The sequence below is a fragment of the Pseudomonas sp. W22_MBD1_FP4 genome (assembly GCF_052113765.1).
GTDB lineage: Bacteria > Pseudomonadota > Gammaproteobacteria > Pseudomonadales > Pseudomonadaceae > Aquipseudomonas > Aquipseudomonas sivasensis.
Genome location: NZ_JBGQOI010000011.1, coordinates 141771 through 167235, shown reverse-complemented (window position 1 = coordinate 167235; position 25465 = coordinate 141771). Strand labels below are relative to the sequence as shown.

The following is a 25465-nucleotide window of genomic DNA, read 5'->3' as shown; positions in this document are numbered from 1 at the left end:
ATCATTACCGCTGAAATGCCCCTGCACCCCAGGCGCGCCGGGGTGCAGCAGATTGTCGCAGAGCTCACCACACGGACCATCTGATCCGCTTTTTATCGCGCTAGCTGAGTCTGTTATGCAAACAGTCCCCGGCCCATAGTTCGTCCGCCTGATGGAGGCTGATGAGCGAACGACCATGAGCGAACGAATCCCAACCGTGGAAACCTTTGAGCCCATACACCCAAAGAAGGTGAAGGCCAAATCCAGCGACACCCTGATCCATACCCGCAGCTTCACCGGACTGTTCCGCACCTTGCGCGTAGCCGGTGCCGGCTTTCTGTTCCTGGCGTTTTTCGGCACCGTGTGGCTGAACTGGGGCGGGCGCCAAGCCGTGCTGTGGGATCTGGCGGAAAGCAAATTCCATATTTTTGGCGCGACGTTCTGGCCCCAGGATTTCATCCTGCTGTCGGCACTGCTGATTATCTGCGCCTTCGGCCTGTTCGCGATCACCGTGTTCGCCGGCCGCGTGTGGTGCGGCTATACCTGCCCGCAAAGCTCGTTCACGTGGTTGTTTATGTGGTGCGAAAAGGTCACTGAGGGCGAACGTAACCAACGCATCAAGCTGCAAGCCGCGCCCTGGAGCCTCAACAAACTGGCAAGGCGCTCGGCCAAGCACACGCTGTGGCTGGGTATCAGCGTGCTGACTGGGCTGACCTTTGTCGGCTACTTCACGCCTATCCGCCCGTTGGCCGAGGAACTGCTGACTTGGCAAATGGGGGGCGTGAGCCTGTTCTGGGTGCTGTTTTTCACCGCCGCGACCTACATCAATGCCGGTTGGCTGCGTGAGGCGGTGTGCATGCACATGTGTCCGTATGCGCGGTTCCAGAGCGTGATGTTCGATAAAGACACCCTGACCATTTCCTACGACAGCGCCCGTGGCGAGAACCGCGGCCCGCGCAAACGCGAGGTCAAGCCGGCCGATGTCGGCCTGGGTGACTGCATTGACTGCCACCTGTGCGTGCAGGTCTGCCCCACCGGCATTGATATCCGCGATGGCCTGCAAATGGAATGCATCGGCTGCGCGGCCTGCATCGACGCCTGTGATTCGATCATGGACAAAATGGGTTATGCCCGTGGTCTGGTGAGCTATACCAGCGAGCATCAACTGCAAGGCGGCAAAACCCGTCTGCTACGGCCCCGTCTGATCGGCTACAGTGCGGTGCTGCTGGTGATGATTGCCGCGCTGGTAGTAGCACTGGTGGAGCGGCCGATGGTGTCGCTGGACGTGACCAAAGACCGTGGCATGTTCCGCGAGAACGCCCAGGGCCAGATCGAAAACATCTACAGCCTCAAGGTCATCAACAAGACCCAGCAACGCCAGGATTATCGGGTGGAGCTCGTGGAGGCCGACGGCTTCCAACTGCAAGGCAAGACCGAGATCAGCCTGGCGCCGGGGGAAATCATAGATGTGCCGGTGTCGGTGGCATTGCTCGCGGAGAAACCCGCGAGCAGTTCTCAGACGTTGCGCTTCAAAGTGATGGATCTAGATGAGCCAGGGATCTATAGCGTTGCCGACAGCCGCTTTGTGGCGCCGTTGAACCGCTGAGATCTATCTAAATCAGTGAGAATCCGATGTGGGAGCGGCTTGCCCTCTCCCGGATTGGATCTGCGCTCGTATAAACATTGTTAAGGCCCCTATGAAACGCTACGAAAAATTCGCCGAAGACATTGCCGAACTGATCCGCTCTGGCGTCCTGGGGCCTGGCCAACGTGTGCCGTCGGTGCGCTACGCCAGCCAAACCTACGGCGTCAGCCCGTCCACAGTGTTCCAGGCCTATTACCTGCTGGAACGCCGTGGCCTGATCCGTGCTCGGCCGCGTTCCGGCTACTTCGTCAACACCCATGCACCGAGCCCGTTCTCTGAGCCGGCGGTGAGCGAGCAGGTGCACGAGTCCACCGAGGTGGATGTCAGCGAGTTGGTGTTTTCCGTGCTCGACTCGATCAAAGACCCCAATACAGTGCCCTTCGGCTCGGCGTTCCCCAGCCCGATGCTGTTCCCGTTGCAACGCCTGGCGCGATCCCTGGCCAGCGCCAGCCGTGAAATGGACCCGCGCCTGGTGGTCACCGACATGTCGCCGGGCAATCCGCAGTTGCGTCGACAAATTGCCCTGCGCTACATGGTCGGCGGCCTGATGCTGCCGATGGAAGAACTGCTGATCACCAATGGCGCCCTGGAAGCCCTGAACTTGTGCCTGCAAGCCGTGACGGAACCGGGCGATCTGGTGGCCATTGAGGCCCCGGCGTTCTATGCCTGCCTGCAAGTGCTGGAACGCCTGAAGCTCAAGGCGGTGGAAATTCCGGTGCACCCGCGCGACGGCATCGACCTCGGCGCCCTGGCGCAAGCCCTTGCGCGCTATCCGATCAAGGCCTGCTGGACCATGACCAGTTTCCAGAACCCCATGGGCGCAACGTTGCCGGAAGAAAAGAAGCAGGCACTGGTTGAGCTGTTGCGCAGTCACCAGGTGCCGCTGATTGAGGACGATGTGTACGCCGAGCTGTATTACGGGCAACAGGCGCCCAAGCCGGCCAAAGCCTTCGACACCGAAGGACTGGTGATGCACTGCGGTTCCTTTGCCAAGAGCCTGGCGCCCGGCTACCGCGTCGGCTGGGTCGCCGCCGGGCGCTATGCGCAAAAGGTCGAACGTCTCAAGCTGATGACCTCGCTGTGCCCGTCGATGCCAGCCCAGGCGGCGATTGCCGACTACCTGCAACATGGCGGCTATGACCGCCACCTTCGCAAATTGCGTTATGCCCTGGAGGAGCAACAAAGCGCCATGCTCGCCGCCATCGCTCGGTATTTCCCGGCGCAGACCCGCGTCAGCCAGCCGGCCGGAGGGTATTTCCTGTGGCTGGAATTGCCGGAACAAACGGACTCATTGAAGTTGTTCCAGATGGCGCTGGCGCAAGGCATCAGCATTGCACCGGGGCCGATTTTTTCGGCGACCCAGCGCTTCAGAAACTGTATTCGCCTGAACTATGGCAGCCCGTGGACCGAGGCCTCGGAGAAGGCGATGGAGACGTTGGGGCGGATTGTGCGGTCGTTTTGAGGGAGGGGGGGTTGCTCTTTCTGACGCCATCGGGAGCAAGCCCCCTCCCACACTTGGACTGTGTGAACCCGATCAAAATGTGGGAGGGGGCTTGCTCCCGATGGCGCCCGCACAGACGCTGCCGACTCAACGGCCGCCACCCAAATCTAAAAAAGTCCCGGTGGCATACGACGCCTTATCCGACAACAACCAGATAATCGCTTCCGCCACTTCATCCGGCCGCCCTCCACGGGCCATGGGAATGCCGGACTCCAGCTTGCTGACCCGATCCGGATCGCCGCTGAGGGCGTGGAAGTCGGTAAAGATATAGCCGGGGCGTACTGCGTTGACGCGGATACCCTCACCTGCCACTTCTTTGGACAGGCCGATGGTGAAGGTGTCGAGGGCGCCCTTGGAGGCTGCATAGTCCACGTATTCACCCGGCGAACCCAGGCGCGCCGCCACCGAGGACACGTTGACGATGCTGCCACCCTGCCCGCCATGTTTGGGCGACATGCGCAACACCGCGTGCTTGGCACACAGGATCGGCCCCAGCACATTGGTCCTCATGATGTTAAGGATGCGGAATTCGGACATCTCATCGACCCGCGACTTGTGCGCCACGGTGCCGGCATTGTTGACCAGGGCGGTCACGCGGCCCAACTCGGCGTCGACGCGATGAAACAACGCAATCACTTCATCTTCGATGCTGACATCAGCCCGCACAGCAATCGCCTGGGCACCCAGGCCACGGACCTGTTCCAGAACGCCCAGGGCGGCTTTTTCATCGGAGCGGTAGTTGATGCAGATGCGATAGCCTTCGCGCGCCGCCAGCAGTGCCGTTTCGGCGCCAATACCGCGACTGCCCCCGGTGATGATGACAACTTTGTCCATGCGTACGGTCTCCTGATCCAACCTGGCGTTAGGGTTGGATCCGATACTAACCGTCAGGCACTGTTTTTGTCAGGCGCCTGTGCGTCCTCGGACCGCAGAATATCCGCCATGAAACCATCGGCCGGCAGCGGATGCCCCAGCAAGTAACCCTGCAGGGAGTTACAGCCCAGCCGCGTGAGGAAACTCTGCTGTACGTCCGTTTCCACGCCTTCGGCGACAATCCGCAATCCCAAGGCCTGGCCGAGGGCAACGATGGCCGAAACGATGGCGGCGTCATCGCTGTCGTGCTCAAGGTCGCGCACAAAACCGCGGTCGATCTTCAACTCGTTGGCCGGCAGCCGCTTGAGGTACATCAGGCTGGAATAGCCGGTGCCGAAGTCATCGATGGACAGGTCGACGCCCATGTCCGAGAGCTGCTGCAACACCGTCATACTCGCGTCGGCATCGCTCATGGCGGTGGTTTCGGTGATCTCCAGAGTCAGGCTGTTGGCCGGCAACTGATGACGATCAAGGGCGTCGGCCACACTCTTGACCAGCCCCGCATGGCAGAACTGCAACGCCGACAGGTTCACGGCGATGCGCCAATGCTCATAACCCAGCGCGTACCACACGCTCATCTGACGGCAGGCTTCATTAAGCACCCACTCGCCGATGGGAATGATCAAGCCAGTCTTTTCCGCCAGTTCGATAAAGGTGGCCGGCAACAACAGGCCCTGCTGCGGATGCTCCCAGCGCACCAGCGCTTCGGCGCCCACCGCAATACCACTGACCGCATCGAACTTGGGTTGGTAGTACAAGCGAAATTGCTCTTGGTCGAGGGCGTTGCGCAGGTCCTGCAACAACTGCAATTGCTTGCGCGCATTGGTGTTCATCGACACGTCGAAAAAGCTGTAGCCGTTCTTGCCCATGCCCTTGGCGTGGTACATCGCGGCGTCGGCGTTCATCAACAATTCCTGGGGGTTGCCACCGTTACCTGGGAACACAGCGATGCCGATACTGGCCGAGATTTTCAGCTCATGCTCGGCCACCTGGAATGAGCGGTTGATCAGCCCGACCTGCCGCTCGGCCAAGCGCAGGGCATCGTCTGGCTGGCTCAGTTGCACCAACAGCACAAATTCATCACCGCCGATGCGCGCCAGGGTGTCGTGGCCGCGCAAGTCTTCGCGCAGGCGCAGGCCGACTTCGCGCAGCAACTGGTCGCCCATGTGATGGCCAAAGGCATCGTTGACTGGCTTGAAGCCATCCAGGTCGATAAACATCAAGGCGAAGCAACCGCCCTGCTCGTTAACCGCCTGTATGGCCTGTTGAATCCGATCGGCCAGCAACGTGCGGTTAGGCAGACCGGTGAGCATGTCATGCAGGGCCAGGTGGGTCAGCTCCTGATTGGCCAGGCTGAGGGAATCGGCGAGCACCGCGGTGCGGGCCTCCAGCCGCGCGTCGAGCAACGAGGTCAGCAATGCGATGGCAAGCACCGCCAGGGTGGTGACCAGCACCAGGTTATCCAGGCCCTTGCCGGTCAAGCCGTCCAACGCGGCAGCGCAGTAGCTTTCATCGGCAAAGCGTGCCGCGGCCATTCCGGTGTAATGCATACCGACGATGGCAAACCCCATCACCACCGCCGCCCCGCCGCGTGCCAGGCGTACATACGGCGTGTTGCGCCGCAGGTTGAAAGCTATCTGCAAGGCGGCGCCCGAGGCCACGACCGCTATTAACAGAGAAGCTCCAAACAAGGTGGGGTCGTAGTCGATACCGGGGGTCATGCGCATCGCGGCCATGCCGGTGTAATGCATGGTGGCAATGCCGGTGCCCATGACCAGCGCGCCAAACACCAATTGCCAGGCGGGCAAGCGCGGTTGGCTGACCAGCCATAAGGCAAAGCCGCTGGACATCACCGCGATCAACAACGACAGCGCGGTAATGCCGATATCGAAGCCCAAGGCAAACGGCAGGCGCAGGGCCAACATGCCGATGAAGTGCATCGACCAGACGCCCACGCCCATGGCCAATGCCCCGCCGGCCATCCACAAATAAACCGCGCGGCCCTTGGCGGTCGCAATGCGGCCGGTCAGGTCCAGCGCGGTATAAGAGGCCAGGATCGCGACGCACAGGGAGATCACGACGAGGGAGGTTGAATAACTACCGATGAGCATGGGATTTCTCGCGGGCAACAGTTTTGAGACGTCCGTGCCAGGGTGGCAAAGCGCGCGATTGTAGCGAGATTAATTCTGGTGCAGGTGATTAATTATCATAGGGCCATCACCTGTAATTTGACGTCAAACTACTGGCCAGGTCCGGAGTGGTCTATAGCTCGTGTGCGACGTCACCTGCGTATCAAAGGCAGTGTGTCGCTTCAGTGTTGGCGGGTCTCGGGATAACAAAAACTAAAAATTTTAGAGGATTGTTACCCCTTTTCCAGTATAGACGCCCGTATTTAGAAATCGGGTTTAACACAAACTCCCAGCATCCTGCACTCCATAAAAATAAAATTTTTATTCCGTAAGGATATATAAAACTGTCATATCTTACAGGTGACTTTCATGCTGAGAGCGATAAACTTTACTCCACATGACATTCGGAGTTTCAGAAATGGCCATCATCGCACTTCTATACCCTAATAACACTGAGAACACTGGCCACCTGAAAGGCACTCAATGTATTCGAGACAAAGGCGGCGAAATCAAGTCTTATAGAATCGAAAACATCGGAGATGCTCAAACAGTGACCGATATAACACCCTATGTAGAGCGAAAAATTGCTGAACGCGGCACTTTCCCCATTGACGATGGCGAGTACGTAGTAAGCACTCATCTATGTTATGACAAACAAATATGTTATGAAAAACAAAAAATATATGAAGTCTGGGGGAGAATCGACGCTTTCGAGGACACGGTCATTACCTATCATTTTCCCGGTGGAAAAGAATACCAATTAACCGACGGAGATAACCGAGTATTGAAATTTCGAGTCGCTTGTAAAGTTGACCAAATTCTAAAATACCTACCACGGTACACAAAAATAATTCTGGAATACAAAGGTCGCTCTACAACAGAATTTGGGAGTTTAATATCGTATAACCATGACTCTTTAGAGCTGCATGTTGAGAACAACTCCAAGTCATACAAATTTGCTGATTTAATATCTCTCAGAGCCATTTAACTCAGGTTGGCAAACAATGATGAGTGAGCCGAACAAAGAGCCCTTTCGTTCGGCTATCGCGCGTTGGCCTGTTGATCTTCGCTCAGCAACTACAGACTCAATTGGCTAAGACCGCACCAAGTGCGCGCAACGAGTCCTGACCACGTAGCATTATTCCCCCTCACGCCTACTCGGCTATTGACGTCTGCCCATCCCAACCGCCCCCCAACGCGGCAATCAGTTGCACGCTGGCTACCAACCGGCTCTGCAGCAGCGTTAACACCGTGCGTTCATTGCTGAGTGCGGTCGCCTGTACCGTCACCACATCCAGGTAGGCAATCAACCCCGCCTTGTACTGGTTCTGAGTCAAGCGCAGGGATTCGCGCGCCGCTTCCAGCGCTTCGTTACTGACCACCGCCTCGTCTTCCAGCACCTTGAGTTGCACCATGTAGTTTTCCACTTCACGGAAGCCGTCGAGCACCGTCTGGCGATACTTGGCCACGGTTTCGTCGTAGGACGCCACAGTGCGGTCGACTTCCGCCGAGCGCTGGCCGCCGTCGAACAAGGTCATGGCCAGCTTCGGGCCCACCGACCAGAAGCGGTTCGGCAGGCTGATCCAGTCAGCGTACGTGCTGCTGGAATAACCACCGGCCAGGCTCAGGCTCAAGTCCGGGTAGTAGGCGGCCTTGGCCACGCCAATATTGGCGTTGGCAGCGATCACCGAGCGCTCGGCCGAGGCGATGTCCGGGCGGCGCTCCAGCAACTGCGACGGCAGGCTCACCGGAATCTGTGGCAGTGCCGGGATGTCCTTGCTCACGGCCAGGTTGAAGTTGGCCGGCGCTTCGCCGATCAATACCGCAATGGCGTTTTCCAGCTGCGCACGCTGCCAGATCAGGTCGATCAGACTCGCCTGGGTGCTCTTGAGCTGGGTTTGCGCCTGGGCCACCGCATCTTTGCCGGAGACACCAGCGCGGTATTGGTTTTCGGTCATTTGCAGGGAGCGCTGGTAAGTGTCCAGCGTGGCTTGCAACAAGCGGGTCTGTTCGTCCATTACGCGCAATTGCAGGTAGCTCTGCACCAGCTCCGATTGCTGGCTCAAGCGCATGGCCGCCAAGTCCGCAGAGCTGGCTTCGGCGCTGGCTTCATTGGCTTCCAGACCACGGCGCAATTTGCCCCAGATGTCGGCTTCCCAGCTCACGCCCAATTGCGCGTTGAGGGTGTCGCGGATACCACTGCTGGAACTGCTGAGGCTCGCGCTGCTGCTGCCGGTGCCCTGACTGGCGCGGGTTTTACCGGCGCTCAGGTCGACCGTCGGGTAAAACGCCCCGCGCGAACTGCGCACCAGAGCCTGGGCCTGGCGAAAACGCGCCTCGGCCTGTGCCACCGTCTGGTTAGCCGTATTCAGGCGCACCACCAGGTCGTTGAGCTGGCGGTCGCCGTACAACTCCCACCAGGCGCCACGGGCCAAGGAATCACTCGGCGTGGCCTGACGCCAGCCCTGGGCCTCCTTGAATTGCACGGGTTCGATAACATCCGGGCGCTTGTAGTCCGGGCCGACGGCGCAGGCGCTGAGCAATACGCCGCAAAGCACCAGGCTCGCGACACGGGAACCGCGGGTCATGGCCAATTTGGCAAAGGTTGAATCGGTCATAGCGCAGTGTCCAGGGCAGCATCGGTACGCACGCCGCGCCATTTATTGAAACGATGGCGCGCGCGGTCGAGATAAAGGTAAACCACCGGGGTGGTGTAAAGGGTCAGGACCTGGCTGAAGACCAGGCCGCCAATGATGGTCAGGCCCAGGGGGCGACGCATTTCGGCGCCGTCGCCGGCGCCGAGCAGCAAGGGCAAGGCACCGAGGATGGCCGCCAGCGTGGTCATCAGGATCGGCCGCAGACGCAACAGGCAAGCGCTGCGAATCGACTCCAAGGGGCCCAAGCCGTCGTTACGCTCCAGTTGCAGGGCCAGGTCGATCATCAGGATTGCGTTTTTCTTCACCACGCCGATCAGCAGGAACAGCCCCAGCAAGGAGATCAGGCTGAACTCGCCCCCTGTCAGGTAGATCGCGAGCATGGCGCCGACGCCGGCCGACGGCAGGGTCGAGAGGATCGTCAGCGGGTGAATGTAGCTCTCATACAGAATGCCCAACACCAGGTACACCGCCACGAGCGCGCCGAGGATCATGAACGGCTGGCCTTTCTGGGTGGCTGCGAAGGCATCGGCAGTGCCGGCCATCTTGGCGATCACGTCTTCGGGCAAACCGACCTTGGCAATCGCCCGTTCGATGGCGGCCGTGCCCTGCTCCACCGTCACCCCTTCGGCCATGTCGAAGGCGATGTTTTCCGAGGCGAACTGGCCTTCGTGACTGACCCGGTCATCGGCCAGGCTGTTCTCGTAATGGGCAATGGTCGACAGCGGCACCCGCGCGCCATCGGCAGTAATCACCTGCATCTGGTTGAGGGTGATCGGGTCCTGGGCGTATTTGGGGTTGACCTCCATGACCACCTGATACTGGTTAAGGCTGTCGTAGATCGTAGAAATCTGCCGTTGGCTGTAGGCGTTGTTCAACACCCCGGTGACCATGTCCATGTCGATGCCCAGGCGCTTGGCCTGGTCGCGGTCGACAATCAGCGTGACCTGGGCTGCGCCCCGGCCTTCACGGGCGTCGATGGCGGTGAGTTGCGGCAGTTCACGCAACGCAGCGACGACTTTCGGGTACCACAGGCGCAATGCGGCCAGATCACCGCTTTGCAGGATGTAGGAGTACTGCGCGCTGGTCTGGTCGCGGCTGCCGCCAAATTGCAGGTCTTGGTCAGCCATCAGGAACAGGCGCCCGCCCGGCACCAGCGGCACTTCCTTGCGCAGGCGCTCAATCACCGCCTGGGCAGAAATCTTGCGTTCGCTGATCGGCTTGAGGCGTACCAGCATTACCGCGTTGTTGGTGCCGTTGTTGCCGCCGATAAAGCCCGCCACGCTGAGCACCGCCGGGTCCTTGAGCACCGCCTTGCGGAAAGTCTCCATCTTCGGCTGCATCACGCTGAACGACAGCCCGTCATCGCCGCGCACAAAGCCGATTAACTGGCCGGTGTCCTGCTGGGGCATAAAGGTTTTCGGCACCACCACGTACAACGCCACGTTCATGCCGATGGTCAGCAACAAGCTGAGCAAGGTCAGGCGTCGATGGCGCAGTACCCAGTCCAGACTGGTGGCATAACCGGCAACCATCCGGTCGTTGATCCTCTGGCTCCAACGCTGCAAACCGGTCATCCGGTCTTTGACGTGGGGCTTGAGCCAGCGAGCGCAGAGCATGGGGGTCAAGGTCAGCGAGACAATCAACGACACAATGATCGCGGCGGACAAGGTGATGGAAAACTCGCGGAACAGGTTGGTGACAATCCCGCCCATAAACAGAATGGACAAGAACACCGCCACCAGCGACACGTTCATCGACAGCAAGGTAAAGCCGACTTCCTGGGCGCCCAAGTACGCCGCCTTCATGGGCGGCACACCATCGTCGATATGCCGGGAAATGTTCTCCAGCACCACAATGGCATCGTCCACCACCAGGCCGGTGGCCAGGATCAACGCCATCAGCGAAAAGTTGTTCAGCGAGAACCCGTACAAGTACATCACCGCGAAAGTGCCCACCAGCGACACCGGCACCGCCAGGGTCGGGATCAGCGAGGCGCGGAAGTTACCGAGGAACAGGTAAACCACCAGAATCACCAGCCCCACGGCAATCAGCAGGGTCATCTCGGCTTCGTGCAAGGTGGCGGTGATGACCGGCGAGCGGTCCATGGCCAGGCTGAGCTTGACGCTGGACGGCAGCACCGCCTGCAACGCCGGCAGTTGAGCCTTGATCTGTCGGACGGTCTCGATGATGTTGGCGCCGGACTGGCGGTTGATCACCAACAGCACCGCCGGCTCGTTGTTGAAGAAGCCGCTGTTGTAGCGGTCTTCAACGCCGTCGCTAATCTTCGCCACATCCGACAGGCGCAAGGCCGCGCCATTCTGGTAGCGAATCAGCAGCGGCTCGTAGTCCTTGGCTTTTTCCAACTGGTCATTGGCCTGGATCTGCCAGTTGCGCTCGCTGTCTTCCAGCGACCCCTTGGGCCGCCGCTGGTTGGCGTTGGCAATGGTGTTGCGCACATCGTCCAGAGCCACGCCGTACTGGTCGAGGGCCTTGGGCTCCAGCTCGATGCGCACCGCTGGCAGGGAACTGCCGCCGATCTGCACTTCGCCCACACCCGGCACTTGGGACAGGCTTTGGGACAGGATGGTCGAGGCCAGGTCGTAGAGCTGGCCCTTTTGCAACACGTCCGAGGTCAGCGACAGCACCATGATCGGCGCCTGGGACGGGTTGATTTTCTTGTAGGTGGGCATGCTGCGCATGCCGCTGGGCAGCAGGTTGCGTGACGCGTTGATCGCCGCCTGCACTTCACGCGCCGCGCCGTTGATATCACGGTCGGAGTCAAACGCCAGGATCACTCGGGTAGAGCCCTGGCTGGACGAACTGCTCATGGTGGTGATGCCGGCAATCGCGCCAAAGGAGCGCTCCAGCGGCGTGGCCACCGTGGACGCCATCACCTCGGGGCTGGCACCCGGCAAGCTGGCCGAGACCACGATCACCGGGAAGTCGATCTGCGGCAGCGGCGAGACCGGCAACAGGTTAAAGCTCACCCCGCCCAACAGCATGATCGCCAGGCTCAGCAGCAGGGTCGCTACCGGTCGGCGGATGAAAGGTCCGGACAGGTTCATGACTCAACCGGCTCCAGGCTTTGCGGTTCTTTGCGCCAGCGACGACCCAGGCGATCGAAATACAGGTAGATCACCGGCGTGGTGAACAGCGTCAACACCTGGCTCACCAGCAGGCCGCCGACCATCACCAAACCCAGCGGCTGGCGCAATTCAGCACCGGAGCCGGTGGCCAGCATCAGCGGAACCGCACCGAACAGCGCGGCCAGGGTGGTCATCAGAATTGGCCGGAAGCGCAACAGCGCGGCCTGGTAGATCGCGGTCTGTGGGTCGAGACCCTGGTTGCGTTCGGCGTCGAGGGCGAAGTCGATCATCATGATCGCGTTCTTTTTCACGATACCGATCAGCAGGATGATGCCGATGATCGCGATCATGCCCAGGTCATTACCACTGAGCAGCAGGGCCAGCAATGCCCCCACCGCCGCCGAAGGCAAGGTCGACAGGATGGTGATCGGGTGGATATAGCTCTCGTAGAGCACGCCGAGCACGATGTACATGGTGACCACCGCCGCCAGGATCAGCAGCAAGGTGCTCGACAGCGAGGCTTCGAACGCCTGGGCTGCGCCCTGGAACTGGGTCTGCACGCCCACGGGCATGCCGATGTCTTTCTGCGCCTGGTTGATCAGCTCCACGCCCTTGCCCAGCGCCACGCCGGGGGCCAGGTTGAACGACATCATCACGGCCGGAAACTGGCCGATATGGGCAATGGCCAACTGCGCCTGACGCTGTTCCACACGGGCCAGGCTCGACAGCCGCACTTGGCCGCCGTCGGTGGTTTTCACATGGATCTGGTTCAGCGCATCCGGGCCGAGGGTCTCACCGGACTGGGCCTGCAACACCACGCGGTATTGGCTGGCCTGGGTGTAGATGGTGGAAATCTGGCGTTGGCCGAAGGCGTCGTACAGCGCGTCGGTGATGGTCGACACACTGACGCCCAGGCGCGAGGCCGCATCGCGGTCGATCACCAGGTACACCTGCAGGCCTTTGTCCTGCAGGTCGCTGGCGACGTCGGTAAGCTCCGGCAACTGGCCGAGGGCGTGCACCAGCTTGTCACTCCACAGCGCCAGCAACTCAGAGTCCGGGGAGGACATGCTGAATTGGTACTGGGTGCGGCTCACACGGTCTTCGATGGTCAGGTCCTGCACCGGCTGCATAAACAGGCGGATACCCACCAACTTGTCGATTTCCGGTTGCAGACGCGTGATTACCTGGGCTGCGCTCAAGTCGCGCTGGCCGTGGGCCTTGAGGTTGATCAGCAAGCGTCCGCTGTTGAGGGTCGCGTTATCGCCATCCACACCGATGTAGGACGACAGGCTTTCCACCGCCGGATCCGCCAGGATGATTTTGGCCAACGCCTGCTGGCGCTGACTCATGGCCGCAAAGGAAATCGACTGCGGCGCCTCGGAAATACCCTGGATCACCCCCGTGTCCTGCACCGGGAAAAAGCCCTTGGGCACCACCAGGTACAGCACCACGGTAAGACCCAACGTGGCGATGGCCACCAGCAGGGTCAGCGGCTGGTGCTTGAGCACCCACTGCAACTTGCGCCCGTAGGCTTCGATCATCCAGTCGATCCAGGCGCCGCTGGCCTTGTAGAAGCGGCCCTGTTCTGCCTCTTTCGGCTCACGCTTGAGCAACCGCGCGCACATCATCGGCGTGAGGGTCAGGGACACCACCAGGGAAATCAGGATCGCCACCGCCAGGGTGATGGCAAATTCGCGGAACAGACGCCCCACCACATCGGCCATGAACAGCAGCGGAATCAGCACCGCGATCAGCGAAAGGGTCAGGGAAATCAGGGTGAAACCAATCTGCTTGGCGCCCTTGAGGGCGGCGGCCAGGGGGGGCTCGCCTTCTTCGATGTAACGGGAGATGTTCTCCAGCATCACGATGGCATCGTCCACCACAAACCCGGTGGCGATGGTCAAGGCCATCAGCGTGAGGTTGTTGATGGAGAACCCAGCCAGGTACATCACGCCGAAGGTGCCCACCAGAGACAACGGTACGGCGATGGACGGAATAATCGTGGCGCTGACCCGGCGCAGGAACAGGAAGGTCACCATCACCACCAGGGCAATGGCGATCAGCAATTCATGTTGTACGTCCTTGACCGAGGCGCGGATGGTCTGGGTTCGGTCGGTGAGGACGGTGACGTCGAGGCCCGCAGGCAGATTGTCGGTGATGCTCGGCAGCAACGCCTTGATGCGGTCCACCACCTCAATGACGTTGGCACCCGGCTGGCGCTGGATGTTCAGCAGCACCGCCTGGTTTTCATTGGCCCAAGCCGCGAGGCGCTCGTTTTCGGCGCCGTCGACGATCTGTGCCACATCTTTAAGGCGCAACGGCGCGCCATTGTTGTAGGCCAGGATCAGTTCGGCGTATTGCTGGGGCGAGACCAACTGGTCGTTGGCGTCGAGCATCGACACCCGGGTCGGGCCGTCGAAGTTACCCTTGGGTTGGTTGACGTTGGACGCCGCGATCAAGGTGCGCACATCCGACAAGTTCAGGCCATTAGCCGCCAGGGCTTCGGGGTTGACCTTGATACGCACGGCCTGACGCTGGCCACCAGCGATGCTGACCATGCCGACGCCACTGATCTGGGCAATTTTCTGTGCCATGCGCGTGTCGACCAAGTCATTGAGCTTGGGCAGCAACATGGTCTTGGAGCTGATAGCCAGGGTGAGCACCGGGGTATCCGCCGGGTTGACCTTGTTGTACACCGGCGGCGCCGGCAGGTCCTTGGGCAGCAAATTGGTGGCGGCGTTGATCGCGGCCTGCACCTGTTGCTCGGCGACATCCATATTAATGTCGAGGTTAAAACGCAGGGTCAGTACCGAAGCGCCGCCGGAACTGGTGGACGCCATCTGGGTCAAGCCGGGCATCTGCCCGAACTGGCGCTCAAGGGGCGCGGTAACCGCGCTGGTCATCACATCGGGGCTGGCGCCGGGGTAGAGGGTCATCACCCGAATGGTCGGGTAATCCACCTGGGGCAAGGCCGAGACCGGCAGCAAGCGGTACGCGATGATGCCGGCCAGGACAATGGCCAGCATGCTCAGCGTGGTGGCGACCGGGCGAAGGATAAACAGCCGCGACAGGTTCATGCGCCGACCTTTTGCGCCTTGCCAGCGTCAGCGCCGGTCTCCCCTTTCGCTGCTGGTTTGCCTTGCAGGTGCTCAGTCGGGGTGGTCGGGACTTCAGTGCTGTCGTTGACCACTTCGATTTCGCTGCCTTCCTTGAGGCGGTCGGTGCCTTCCAGCACCACACGGTCGCCAGCGACCAAGCCTTCCTTGATCACGGTGTTTTCACCGTCGGTATCACCGACCACAAGGGGCTGTACCTTGACCTTCTTGTCGCCATCAAGCTTGTAGACAAAGGTGCCAGCATTGCCGAACTGAATCGCGGCGGACGGCGCCAGCACCACGTTGTGCAGGGTGTCGGCCAGCAGGTGCACGTTGACGAACTGGTTGGGGAACAGCGCTTTGTCCTTATTATCGAAACGCGCCTTGAATTTCAGAGTGCCGGTGGTGACGTCGATCTGGTTGTCCAGGCTCTGCAACACGCCGACGGCCTGCTGTTTCACGTCGCCACGGTCCCAGGCTTCCACGGGCAGTTTGTTGCCAGCGTGGTAACGGGCGAGCACGGTTTCCAGGGTGTTTTCCGGCAGGGTAAAGGCCACGCTGATCGGCTGGGTCTGGGTGATCACGGCCAGGGCGGTGGTGTCGTTGGCGGCCACCAGGTTGCCGACGTCGAGCTGGCGCAAGCCGACGCGACCGGCGATCGGCGCGCGGATCTTGGTGAATTCAAGGTTGAGCTTGGCGTCGTCCACCGCGCCCTGATTGGTCTTGACCGTGCCTTGGTATTGCAGGACCAGCGCTTCGGCGGTGTCCAGGGTCTGCTTGGCGATACTGTCCTGGGCATACAACCCACGATAGCGTTCCACATCGACCTGGGCATTTTTCAGCTGGGCCTGGTTCTGCATCAGCGTGCCCTGGGCCTGGAGCAAGGCGTTCTGGTAGCTACGCGGGTCAATCTCGGCCAGCAGATCGCCGGCCTTGACCATCTGCCCTTCTTCAAAGGCGATCTTCATCAATTCCCCGCCCACCCGGCTGCGTACATTAATGGTGTTGAGCGCAGTAACAGTGCCCAATGCCTTGTAGTACACCGGAAACTCTCCCAACACCGCCGGCGCCACGCGCACCGGTATCGGGCCCGTGGAACCGCCGAAACCAGGGCGTGCCATGCCGGTTTTGCTGGTGTGCCCGGCCGGTGCGTCTTTTTGGGCCGCGCCGCCGGGCCAGAATTTCCAGCACAGACCGGCGATAACCAGCAGCACAAGCAGGCCGAACAGCCAGCGACGGGAGTTGCGGGGGGAGGATTGCATGGAATGATCAACCATTGGGCGCGAGAGCTTCTTCTTTGGGAGGCTGAAAGATAAGCACTGGGGCGCATTAAGAAAAGCGCCTTTACCGGCTATTTACCTTGGGCTTACAACTTTTAACGTCTGGGTCTAGTCCGTCGGCTATTTGCCTAAACGTCTGAAGCACAAATGAAAACGGCCTGGACTAGGCCAGGCCGCAATCATGTATCACGCGTGTTACTGCAAAACGACAGCATCCACGCAAACAGTTACTTCAGAACAGCCAGAACGGCTTCGTAGTTTGGTTCTTCAGCGATTTCAGAAACCAGTTGGGTGTGCAGGACGTTGTTGTTTTCGTCCAGAACCACCACGGCGCGGGCGGTCAGGCCGCGCAGCGGGCCATCAGCGATTGCCACGCCAAAGTCCTGAGCGAAAGCAGGATCGCGGAAATCCGACAGGTTCTTCACGTTTTCCAGGCCTTCGGAGCCGCAGAAGCGTGCTTGGGCGAATGGCAGGTCGGTGGAGATGCACAGTACAACGGTGTTGTTCAGTTCGTTGGCCTGGGCGTTGAACTTGCGAACCGACGTCGCGCAAGTCGGGGTATCAACGCTTGGGAAGATGTTCAGCACTTTGCGCTTGCCGGCGAAGGTCGCCAGGGTTGCGTCCGACAGGTCGTTGGCAGTCAGGATGAAGTCTGGAGCCTGGGTGCCGACTTGCGGCAATTCGCCTTCAACCTTGACCGCGTTGCCTTTAAGGGTGACTTGAGCCATGAACAGAATCCTTATGCTGGGTTTAGTTAAACGAATTCGAGAGGCGGAAGTTAACCACAAAGTGCCGTGCCTACCTACCGCCAGACACAAATTGTCATGCCCACAGGTTGTGGTTTAATTGCGCGCTTTTCGCCTGCCCTTAAAGGAAACCGTCGTCGATGAATCCGCCTGCCACCAAAGTTCTGGTCATTGGTTATGTCTGGCCGGAGCCGCGTTCTTCGGCCGCTGGCGGGCATATGATGCAGATTCTTGAGACCTTTCTTACGCAAGGTTGGGACATTACCTTCAGCAGCCCTGCTGCACTCGGCGAGCACAAAGCCGACCTGCTCGCCCTGGGCATTGCCGAATGCGCCATCGAGCTCAATAACAGCAGTTTCGACGACTTTATCAGCGAGCTCGCTCCGGATATCGTGCTGTTCGACCGTTTCATGATGGAAGAGCAGTTCGGCTGGCGCGTGGAGAAGTGTTGCCCCGACGCATTGCGCGTGCTGGAAACCTGCGACCTGCAAAGCCTGCGCGACGCTCGCCAGCAACGGCTCAAGAACCACCTTAAGACCCATCCCGACAGCGACGACTTCAGCGCTCTGTTTGCGCCCGCCCTGGAAGATGAGTTCCAACTGATGGCCGACACCGACGTGGCCAAGCGCGAGATCGCGGCGATTTACCGCTGTGACATCAACCTGATGATCTCCGACGTGGAAATGCGCCTGCTGACCGAGCAGTTCAAGGTGCCGGCCGCCCTGCTCCACTGGTGCCCGCTGATGCTGGAGCCCGTGACCGAAACCTTCGTCCCGTTTGACGACCGCGCGCATTTCCTCAGCATCGGCAACTTCCGCCACGCGCCCAATTGGGACGCTGTGCTGTGGATGAAGAACAGCCTGTGGCCGCTGATTCGACAACAATTACCCGGCGCGCAGCTGCATATCTACGGCGCTTACACCCCACCCAAGGCCACCGCCCTGCATAACCCGGCCCAGGGCTTTCATGTGATGAACTGGGCTGAAGATGCGCTACAGGTGATGAGCGCAGCACGCATCTGCCTGGCCCCCCTGCGCTTCGGCGCGGGCATCAAGGGCAAACTGGCGGACGCGATGCTGTGCGGTACGCCGAGCATCAGCACGCCGATCGGCGCCGAGGCCATGGGCGATGAGCAACCATGGCCCGGCATGATCGAAACCAGCGCGCCTGCCTTGGCCGCCGCTGCCGTGGCTTTGTACCAGGACCGCGAGCGCTGGACCCAGGCCCAGGAAGACGGCCGCCAGTTGATTGCCCGCCGCTATGACCAGAACATCCACGGGCCTGCGCTGGTGGAGTGCCTGGAGCACTGCCGTCGCCACCTCGCCGCCCATCGCCGCGACAACTTTACCGGCAGCATGCTGCGCCATCACGCCCACAAAAGTACCCAGTACATGTCCCAGTGGATCGAGGCAAAAAACCGCGTGCTGTAAACACCGACGCTGGCAGGGGCGCGCACAAGGGGGCATTATTCGGGTCGCAACCAACAATAAAAGCGACGGCAGCATGACCCGAGCAGCGCGAATCACCGACCCTTCCTACGAACTGATGGACGATCACAACGGTCTGTCCATCATCTATCGCCAGCATGGTTTCCCCTGTCCGCTGGTGCGCTGGCATTTCCACAAGGAATACGAACTGCACCTGATCGTCGCCAGCTCGGGCAAGGTGTTTATCGGCGACTACATCGGTAATTTCTACCCTGAAAGCCTCTTCCTCACCGGCCCCAACCTGCCCCATAACTGGATCAGCCAGGTGGAAGAAGACGAGGTGGTGCCCAAGCGCGACATGCTGGTGAACTTCACCGAAGAATTACTGGAAAACGGCAGCCATATCTTCACCGAGCTGAAAACCCTCACCCCACTGCTGGAACGCGCCCAGTACGGCATCGAGTTTCGTTGCAGAAAGACCATTGCCCAAGCCATGACCCTGATGCAACGCATCGAGGACGCCCAGGGTATGGCGCGCCTGGGGCACTTCTTTATCTTGCTGGAAGTCTTGAGTACCTGTGAGGACTACCAACTGCTGTCCGGCGTGACCACGCCGCAACTGGCCGATGAACACAGCATCGACCGCACCAACCGGGCGGTGGATTACATCTTCGCCCACTACGCGCGGGAGTTGCCGCTGGAGGAAGTGGCGGAACACTTGGGCATGAAGCCCACGTATTTTTCCCGGGTGTTCAAGCAGGCCACCGGGCGCACATTTATCGAATTCGTCAACAGACTGCGCATCAGCAAGTCATGCGAGTTACTGGCAGATGGCGATAAGGCCGTCACCGATGTGTGCTTTGAGTCGGGTTTCAACAATATCTCCAACTTCAACCGACGTTTTCAGCAGCTTAAAGGCATGACCCCTTCCCACTACCGGCGCCTGGCGGTGCAACGGCTGACCGAGCAGAACCTGGCTTGAAGGTTTCAAAGGCTGTGTGACCGAGTGCAAAAAAGTATCAGTCCAAGTGCTCCCAAGGATTTGTCACAACCCCATTTGAAGGCTGTAATCAACGCACACTCTTCCTGACTCCTCGTAGGAAGACACAACAACAATAACTGTCCTTCTGTAGCCCCTGGGCGCGGAAATGGAGTGCGCGATGAAGTTCACAGCAAAAGCACTGCTTGTCTCCACCTGCATGACAACCTGCATGACCCTCAGCGCCGTCAGCTTTGGCGCGCAGACCCTGACCATTGCCACCGTCAACAACAGCGACATGATCCGCATGCAAAAGCTCTCGAAGACCTTCGAGGCCGAGCATCCAGAGATCAAGCTGAATTGGGTGGTGCTCGAAGAAAACGTGCTGCGCCAACGCCTGACCACCGACATCGCCACCCAAGGCGGACAGTTCGACGTGCTGACCATTGGCATGTACGAAGCCGCACTCTGGGGCGCCAAAGGCTGGCTGGAACCGATGAAGGATCTTCCGGCTTCCTACGACCTCGACGACGTTTTCCCTTCTGTGCGTGACGGTTTGTCCGTCAAAGGCTCGCTGTACGCCCTGCCGTTCTACGCTGAAAGCTCGATCACGTATTACCGCACCGACCTGTTCAAGGACGCCGGGCTGACCATGCCCGAGCATCCGACCTGGACCCAGATCGGCGAATTCGCGGCCAAACTCACCGACAAAACCAAAGAGCAATACGGCCTGTGCCTGCGCGGCAAAGCCGGTTGGGGTGAAAACATGGCGCTGATCACCACCCTGGCCAACGGCTATGGCGCGCGGTGGTTCGATGAAAAGTGGCAGCCTGAATTCAACGGCCCCGAATGGAAAGACGCGCTTAACTTTTACGTCGACAACATGAAGAAATCCGGCCCGCCGGGTGCGTCCAGCAACGGTTTCAACGAAAACCTGGCGCTGTTCAACAGCGGCAAGTGTGCAATTTGGGTCGACGCCAGCGTGGCCGGCTCGTTTGTCACCGACAAGTCCCAGAGCAAGGTGGCCGACAGCGTAGGCTTCACCTTCGCGCCCCACGAGAAGACCGACAAAGGCACTTCGTGGCTGTATTCCTGGTCCCTGGCGATCCCGACCAGCTCCAAGGCCAAGGACGCCGCCAAGGTGTTCACCAGTTGGGCAACCTCCAAGGAATATGGCGCATTGGTCGCCAAGACCGACGGCGTGGCCAACGTACCGCCTGGCACCCGCAAGTCGACCTACAGCGACGAGTACATGAAGGCTGCACCGTTCGCCAAGGTGACCCTGGAATCGCTGAAAGTCGCCGACCCGACCAAACCGACGCTCAAGCCGGTGCCGTATATCGGTATCCAGTTGGTGACCATTCCTGAGTTCCAGGCGATTGGCACCCAGGTCGGCAAGTTCTTCTCCGGTGCGCTGACCGGTCAGCAAACGGTCGATGCTGCACTGACCGCCGCGCAGACCACCACCGAGCGTGAAATGAAGCGGGCAGGTTACCCCAAATAACCCGGGTCTCACCACAGTCAAATGTGGGAGGGGGCTTACTCCCGATAGCCATCTACCAGTTGATGATTCAGTGACTGATACACCGCTATCGGGGGCAAGCCCTCTCCCATCCTGACCGCATTCCGATCCTTGCTTCGCAATGGCCTTGATTATCATGAATACAGCACCCAAAAACCGCCTGGCCAACCCAGGCTGGTTCCTCGTCACGCCCTCGGTCGCCATGCTTTTGCTTTGGATGATCGTGCCCCTGGGCATGACCCTGTACTTTTCCCTGATCCGCTACAACCTGCTCTACCCCGGCGAAAACCAATTCGTGGGGCTGGAGAACTTCACCTACTTCATCACCGACTCGGGCTTCTTGCCCGGTGCCTCCAACACCCTGTTGCTGGTAGGTAGCGTATTGCTGATCAGCGTGGTGTTCGGCGTGTTGATCAGCGCGCTGCTGGAAGCCAGTGAATTCTTCGGTCGCGGCCTGGTGCGGGTGTTGCTGATTTCTCCGTTCTTCATCATGCCCACCGTCGGTGCGCTGATCTGGAAGAACCTGATTTTTCACCCGGTGTCGGGAATCCTCGCTGCCGTGTGGAAGTTCTTTGGCGCAGAACCTGTTGACTGGCTGGCGCACTACCCGCTGCTGTCGATCATCATCATTGTGTCGTGGCAATGGCTGCCCTTCGCGATCCTGCTGCTGATGACCGCCATGCAGTCCCTCGACCAGGAACAAAAGGAAGCGGCACGTCTGGACGGTGCCGGCGCCATTGCGATTTTCTGGCACCTGACCCTGCCCCACCTGGCCCGCCCGATTGCCGTGGTGGTGATGATCGAAACGATCTTCCTGCTCTCGGTATTCGCCGAAATTTTCACCACCACCAACGGTGGCCCCGGCTACGCGTCGACCAACCTGGCCTACCTGATCTACAACCAGGCGCTGGTGCAATTCGACGTGGGCATGGCCTCGGCCGGCGGCTTGATTGCCGTGGTCATCGCCAATATCGCGGCGATCATCCTGGTGCGGATGATCGGCAAAAACCTGACTGACAAGCCTTGAGGGCCGCGCCATGACGCTTCAACAATCCCGCCGCCTGCAAAGCCTGTTGCTCGGCACGTTGGCCTGGGCCATCGCAATCCTGATTTTCTTCCCGATCTTCTGGATGGTGCTGACCAGCTTCAAGACCGAAATCGACGCGTTCGCCACGCCGCCGCAGTTCATCTTCACGCCGACGCTGGAGAACTACCTGCACATCAACGAGCGCAGCAACTACTTCAGCTATGCCTGGAACTCGGTGCTGATTTCCTTCAGCGCTACCGCCCTGTGCCTGCTGATCTCGGTGCCGGCGGCCTACTCCATGGCGTTCTACGAAACCAAGCGCACCAAGGGCACGCTGCTGTGGATGCTGTCCACCAAGATGCTGCCGCCGGTAGGCGTGCTGATGCCGATCTACCTGCTGGCCAAGAGTTTTGGCCTGCTGGATACGCGCATTGCGCTGATCATCATCTACACCCTGATCAACCTGCCGATCGTGGTCTGGATGGTTTACACCTACTTCAAAGACATCCCCAAAGACATCCTCGAAGCCGCACGCCTGGACGGCGCCACCCTCTGGCAGGAAATGGTCCGGGTACTGCTGCCGATCGCCAAGGGCGGCCTCGCTTCCACGGTGTTGCTGTCGCTGATCCTGTGTTGGAACGAGGCGTTCTGGTCGCTGAACCTGACCTCATCGAACGCGGCGCCGTTGACCGCGCTGATCGCCTCCTACTCCAGCCCCGAAGGCTTGTTCTGGGCCAAATTGTCGGCCGTCTCGACCCTCGCCTGTGCGCCGATCCTGATCTTTGGCTGGATCAGCCAGAAACAGCTGGTGCGCGGTTTGTCCTTCGGCGCAGTTAAATAATAATTTCTAGCGGAGGGCCCATCATGGCCAACCTCAAAATCAAGAATTTGCAAAAAGGCTTCGAAGGTTTCTCGATCATCAAAGGCATCGACCTGGAAGTGAACGACAAGGAGTTCGTGGTCTTCGTCGGCCCGTCGGGCTGCGGTAAGTCCACCCTGCTGCGCCTGATCGCCGGCCTGGAAGAAGTTACCGAAGGCACCATCGAACTCGATGGCCGCGACATCACCGAAGTGACCCCGGCCAAGCGCGACCTGGCGATGGTGTTCCAGACTTACGCGCTGTATCCACATATGAGCGTGCGCAAAAACATGTCGTTTGCCCTGGACCTGGCCGGCGTCGACAAGAAGCTGGTGGAGAGCAAGGTCAACGAAGCGGCGCGCATCCTCGAACTGGGCCCGCTGCTGGAGCGCAAGCCCAAGCAACTCTCCGGTGGCCAGCGTCAGCGCGTAGCGATTGGCCGCGCCATTGTGCGCAACCCGAAGATCTTCCTGTTCGACGAACCGCTGTCCAACCTCGACGCCGCCCTGCGTGTGCAAATGCGCCTGGAGCTGGCGCGCCTGCATAAAGAACTGCAGGCGACCATGATCTACGTGACCCACGACCAGGTCGAAGCCATGACCCTGGCCGACAAGGTGGTGGTGCTCAACAGCGGCCGTATCGAGCAGGTAGGTTCGCCACTGGAGCTGTATCACCAACCCGCGAACCTGTTTGTGGCGGGCTTTCTTGGCACGCCGAAAATGGGCTTCCTCAAGGGCAAGGTCACGCGTGTCGAGTCCCAGACCTGCGAAGTGCAACTGGACGCCGGCACCTTGATCAACCTGCCGCTCAGTGGTCCGACCTTGAGCGTCGGCAGCGCGGTCACCCTGGGCATTCGTCCGGAGCACTTGGAAATCGCGTCGCCTGGCCAAACCACCCTGACCGTCACCGCCGACGTCGGCGAACGCCTGGGCAGTGACACCTTCTGCCACGTCAACACCGCCAACGGCGAGCCGTTGACCATGCGCATCCGCGGCGACATGGCCAGCCAGTACGGTGAAACCCTGCACCTGCACCTGGACCCGGCGCACTGCCATCTGTTCGACACTGATGGCGTGGCCGTGGCCCGTCCACTGCGCGCTGCCGCCTGATTTCGCGAGTATTACGTTATGAAATTGAACACACAGAACCTCACGCAACTGGCTGAGCAGGTGAAAATCCCGGCCTACGCCATTGCCGACACCCGTCAGGGCATCGCCCATATCGGCGTCGGCGGCTTCCACCGCGCGCACCAGGCGTATTACACCGATGCGCTGATGAACACCGGTGAAGGCCTGGACTGGAGCATCTGCGGCGTCGGACTGCGGGCCGAGGACCGCAAGGCCCGCGACGATCTGGCCGGCCAGGACTACCTGTTCACCCTGTATGAACTGGGCGACACCGACGACACCGAAGTGCGCGTAATCGGTGCCATCAGCGACATGCTGCTGGCCGAAGACAGCGCCCAAGCCCTGATCGACAAGCTCGCCAACCCTGAAATCCGCATCGTCTCGCTGACCATCACCGAGGGCGGTTACTGCATCGACGACAGCAACGGCGAGTTCATGTCCCACCTGCCGCAGATCCAGCACGACCTGGCGCACCCCATGGCGCCGAAAACCGTGTTCGGTTTTATCTGCGCGGCGCTGACCCAACGCCGCGCCGCCGGCATTCCCGCGTTCACCGTGATGTCCTGCGATAACCTGCCCCACAACGGCGCCGTCACGCGCAAGGCATTGCTGGCGTTTGCCGCCCTGCACAATGCCGAGTTGCATGACTGGATCGAAGCCAATGTGAGCTTCCCGAATGCCATGGTCGACCGCATCACTCCCATGACCAGCACCGCCCACCGCCTGCAATTGCACGATGAACACGGCATTGACGATGCCTGGCCAGTGGTGTGCGAACCCTTCGTGCAGTGGGTGCTGGAAGACAAATTCGTCAACGGCCGCCCGGCGTGGGAAAAGGTTGGCGTGCAGTTCACCGACGATGTGACGCCCTATGAAGAGATGAAGATCGGTTTGCTCAACGGCAGCCACCTGGCCCTGACCTACCTGGGGTTTCTCAAGGGTTATCGGTTTGTGCACGAGACCATGAACGACCCGCTGTTCGTAGCCTACATGCGTGCCTACATGGACCTCGACGTCACGCCAAACCTCGCGCCGGTACCGGGCATCGACCTGACCGACTACAAGCAGACGCTGGTGGATCGCTTCTCCAACCAGGCGATTGCCGACCAGTTGGAGCGCGTGTGTTCGGACGGCTCGTCGAAGTTTCCCAAGTTCACCGTGCCGACCATCAATCATCTGATTGCCGATGGGCGTGAAACAGAGCGCGCGGCGCTGGTCGTCGCAGCCTGGGCCTTGTATTTGAAGGGCGTGGATGAGAATGGGGTGAGCTACAAAATCCCCGATCCGCGGGCGGAATTCTGCCAGGGGCTGGTGACTGACGATGCGCTGATCAGCAAACGCCTACTGGGCGTAGAAGAGATTTTTGGCACGGCTATTCCCAACTCGCCGGCGTTTGTGGCAGCGTTCGAGCGGTGCTATGAGAGTCTGCGTGATAACGGCGTCACCACTACCCTGAAGCACCTTCTGAAGAAACCGGTTTAAATGTGAGAGGGGGGCTTGCCCCCGATGAGGGTGTGTCAGTCAAATATCCTT

17 protein-coding genes are annotated in these 25465 nt (G+C 60.1%); 10 read left to right on the top strand and 7 right to left on the bottom strand.

The window, feature by feature from the left end; genetic code table 11:
* Positions 1-175: 175 nt before the first annotated feature.
* Both ccoG and mapR read left to right on the top strand, forming a co-directional pair.
* Entirely contained in the window at positions 176-1585 is a 1410-nt protein-coding gene (ccoG, locus tag ACEN2T_RS16165; protein ID WP_442116994.1) for a cytochrome c oxidase accessory protein CcoG, read from the top strand.
* A gap of 91 nt (positions 1586-1676) precedes the next feature.
* A complete protein-coding gene (mapR, locus tag ACEN2T_RS16160; RefSeq protein ID WP_032886855.1) occupies positions 1677-3086 on the top strand; it encodes a GntR family transcriptional regulator MpaR in 1410 nt (469 codons plus the stop codon).
* 126 nt (positions 3087-3212) lie between these two features.
* Here mapR and ACEN2T_RS16155 read toward each other — a convergent pair whose 3' ends face one another.
* On the bottom strand, positions 3213-3959 hold the full coding sequence (locus ACEN2T_RS16155) for an SDR family oxidoreductase (protein ID WP_032886857.1): 747 nt from the start codon (positions 3957-3959) through the stop codon (positions 3213-3215).
* Between the two features lie 53 nt (positions 3960-4012).
* The gene (locus tag ACEN2T_RS16150) at positions 4013-6109 is read right to left on the bottom strand and encodes a putative bifunctional diguanylate cyclase/phosphodiesterase (RefSeq protein ID WP_442116993.1); all 2097 of its coding nucleotides are present in this window, start codon (positions 6107-6109) and stop codon (positions 4013-4015) included.
* 436 nt (positions 6110-6545) lie between these two features.
* On the opposite strand from ACEN2T_RS16150, the gene ACEN2T_RS16145 reads away from it, so the two are divergent.
* Positions 6546-7115 (top strand): hypothetical protein, encoded by a 570-nt coding sequence (locus ACEN2T_RS16145; RefSeq protein WP_442116992.1) that lies wholly within the window; start codon positions 6546-6548, stop codon positions 7113-7115.
* Between the two features lie 166 nt (positions 7116-7281).
* Here the strand turns inward: ACEN2T_RS16145 and ACEN2T_RS16140 are convergent, their stop codons facing one another.
* From ACEN2T_RS16140 to tpx, 5 genes are all read right to left on the bottom strand, one after another.
* Positions 7282-8745, bottom strand: a complete 1464-nt coding sequence (locus ACEN2T_RS16140) for an efflux transporter outer membrane subunit (protein ID WP_032886861.1) — start codon at positions 8743-8745, stop codon at positions 7282-7284.
* A complete protein-coding gene (locus ACEN2T_RS16135; protein WP_032886862.1) occupies positions 8742-11849 on the bottom strand; it encodes an efflux RND transporter permease subunit in 3108 nt (1035 codons plus the stop codon). Before ACEN2T_RS16135 ends, ACEN2T_RS16140 begins: the two co-directional genes overlap by 4 nt.
* Complete coding sequence (locus ACEN2T_RS16130; RefSeq protein ID WP_442116991.1) at positions 11846-14947, bottom strand: MdtB/MuxB family multidrug efflux RND transporter permease subunit; 3102 nt, start codon at positions 14945-14947, stop codon at positions 11846-11848. Before ACEN2T_RS16130 ends, ACEN2T_RS16135 begins: the two co-directional genes overlap by 4 nt.
* Entirely contained in the window at positions 14944-16242 is a 1299-nt protein-coding gene (locus tag ACEN2T_RS16125) for an MdtA/MuxA family multidrug efflux RND transporter periplasmic adaptor subunit (protein ID WP_032886865.1), read from the bottom strand. The genes ACEN2T_RS16130 and ACEN2T_RS16125 overlap by 4 nt, the downstream gene beginning before the upstream one ends.
* A 230-nt stretch (positions 16243-16472) precedes the next feature.
* On the bottom strand, positions 16473-16973 hold the full coding sequence (gene tpx, locus ACEN2T_RS16120) for a thiol peroxidase (RefSeq protein ID WP_095185866.1): 501 nt from the start codon (positions 16971-16973) through the stop codon (positions 16473-16475).
* A 158-nt stretch (positions 16974-17131) separates the two neighbouring features.
* Between tpx and ACEN2T_RS16115 the strand changes: the two genes are divergently transcribed.
* The 7 genes from ACEN2T_RS16115 to ACEN2T_RS16085 all read left to right on the top strand — a co-directional run bounded on the left by ACEN2T_RS16115 (position 17132) and on the right by ACEN2T_RS16085 (position 25414).
* Positions 17132-18421 (top strand): glycosyltransferase, encoded by a 1290-nt coding sequence (locus ACEN2T_RS16115; RefSeq protein ID WP_442116990.1) that lies wholly within the window; start codon positions 17132-17134, stop codon positions 18419-18421.
* Between the two features lie 73 nt (positions 18422-18494).
* Complete coding sequence (locus ACEN2T_RS16110; protein WP_032886868.1) at positions 18495-19400, top strand: AraC family transcriptional regulator; 906 nt, start codon at positions 18495-18497, stop codon at positions 19398-19400.
* A 217-nt stretch (positions 19401-19617) separates the two neighbouring features.
* The gene (locus ACEN2T_RS16105) at positions 19618-20901 is read left to right on the top strand and encodes an ABC transporter substrate-binding protein (RefSeq protein ID WP_371260725.1); all 1284 of its coding nucleotides are present in this window, start codon (positions 19618-19620) and stop codon (positions 20899-20901) included.
* Between the two features lie 154 nt (positions 20902-21055).
* Complete coding sequence (locus ACEN2T_RS16100) at positions 21056-21946, top strand: carbohydrate ABC transporter permease (protein WP_050442832.1); 891 nt, start codon at positions 21056-21058, stop codon at positions 21944-21946.
* A 10-nt stretch (positions 21947-21956) separates the two neighbouring features.
* Positions 21957-22787 carry a carbohydrate ABC transporter permease gene (locus ACEN2T_RS16095; protein WP_032886872.1) on the top strand — a complete coding sequence of 277 codons (831 nt, stop codon included), beginning with the start codon at positions 21957-21959 and terminating at the stop codon, positions 22785-22787.
* 23 nt (positions 22788-22810) lie between these two features.
* Entirely contained in the window at positions 22811-23914 is a 1104-nt protein-coding gene (locus ACEN2T_RS16090; RefSeq protein WP_095185869.1) for an ABC transporter ATP-binding protein, read from the top strand.
* 18 nt (positions 23915-23932) lie between these two features.
* Positions 23933-25414: a mannitol dehydrogenase family protein gene (locus ACEN2T_RS16085; protein WP_442116989.1), complete on the top strand. Its 1482-nt coding sequence runs from the start codon at positions 23933-23935 to the stop codon at positions 25412-25414.
* The last annotated feature ends 51 nt before the right edge of the window (positions 25415-25465 follow it).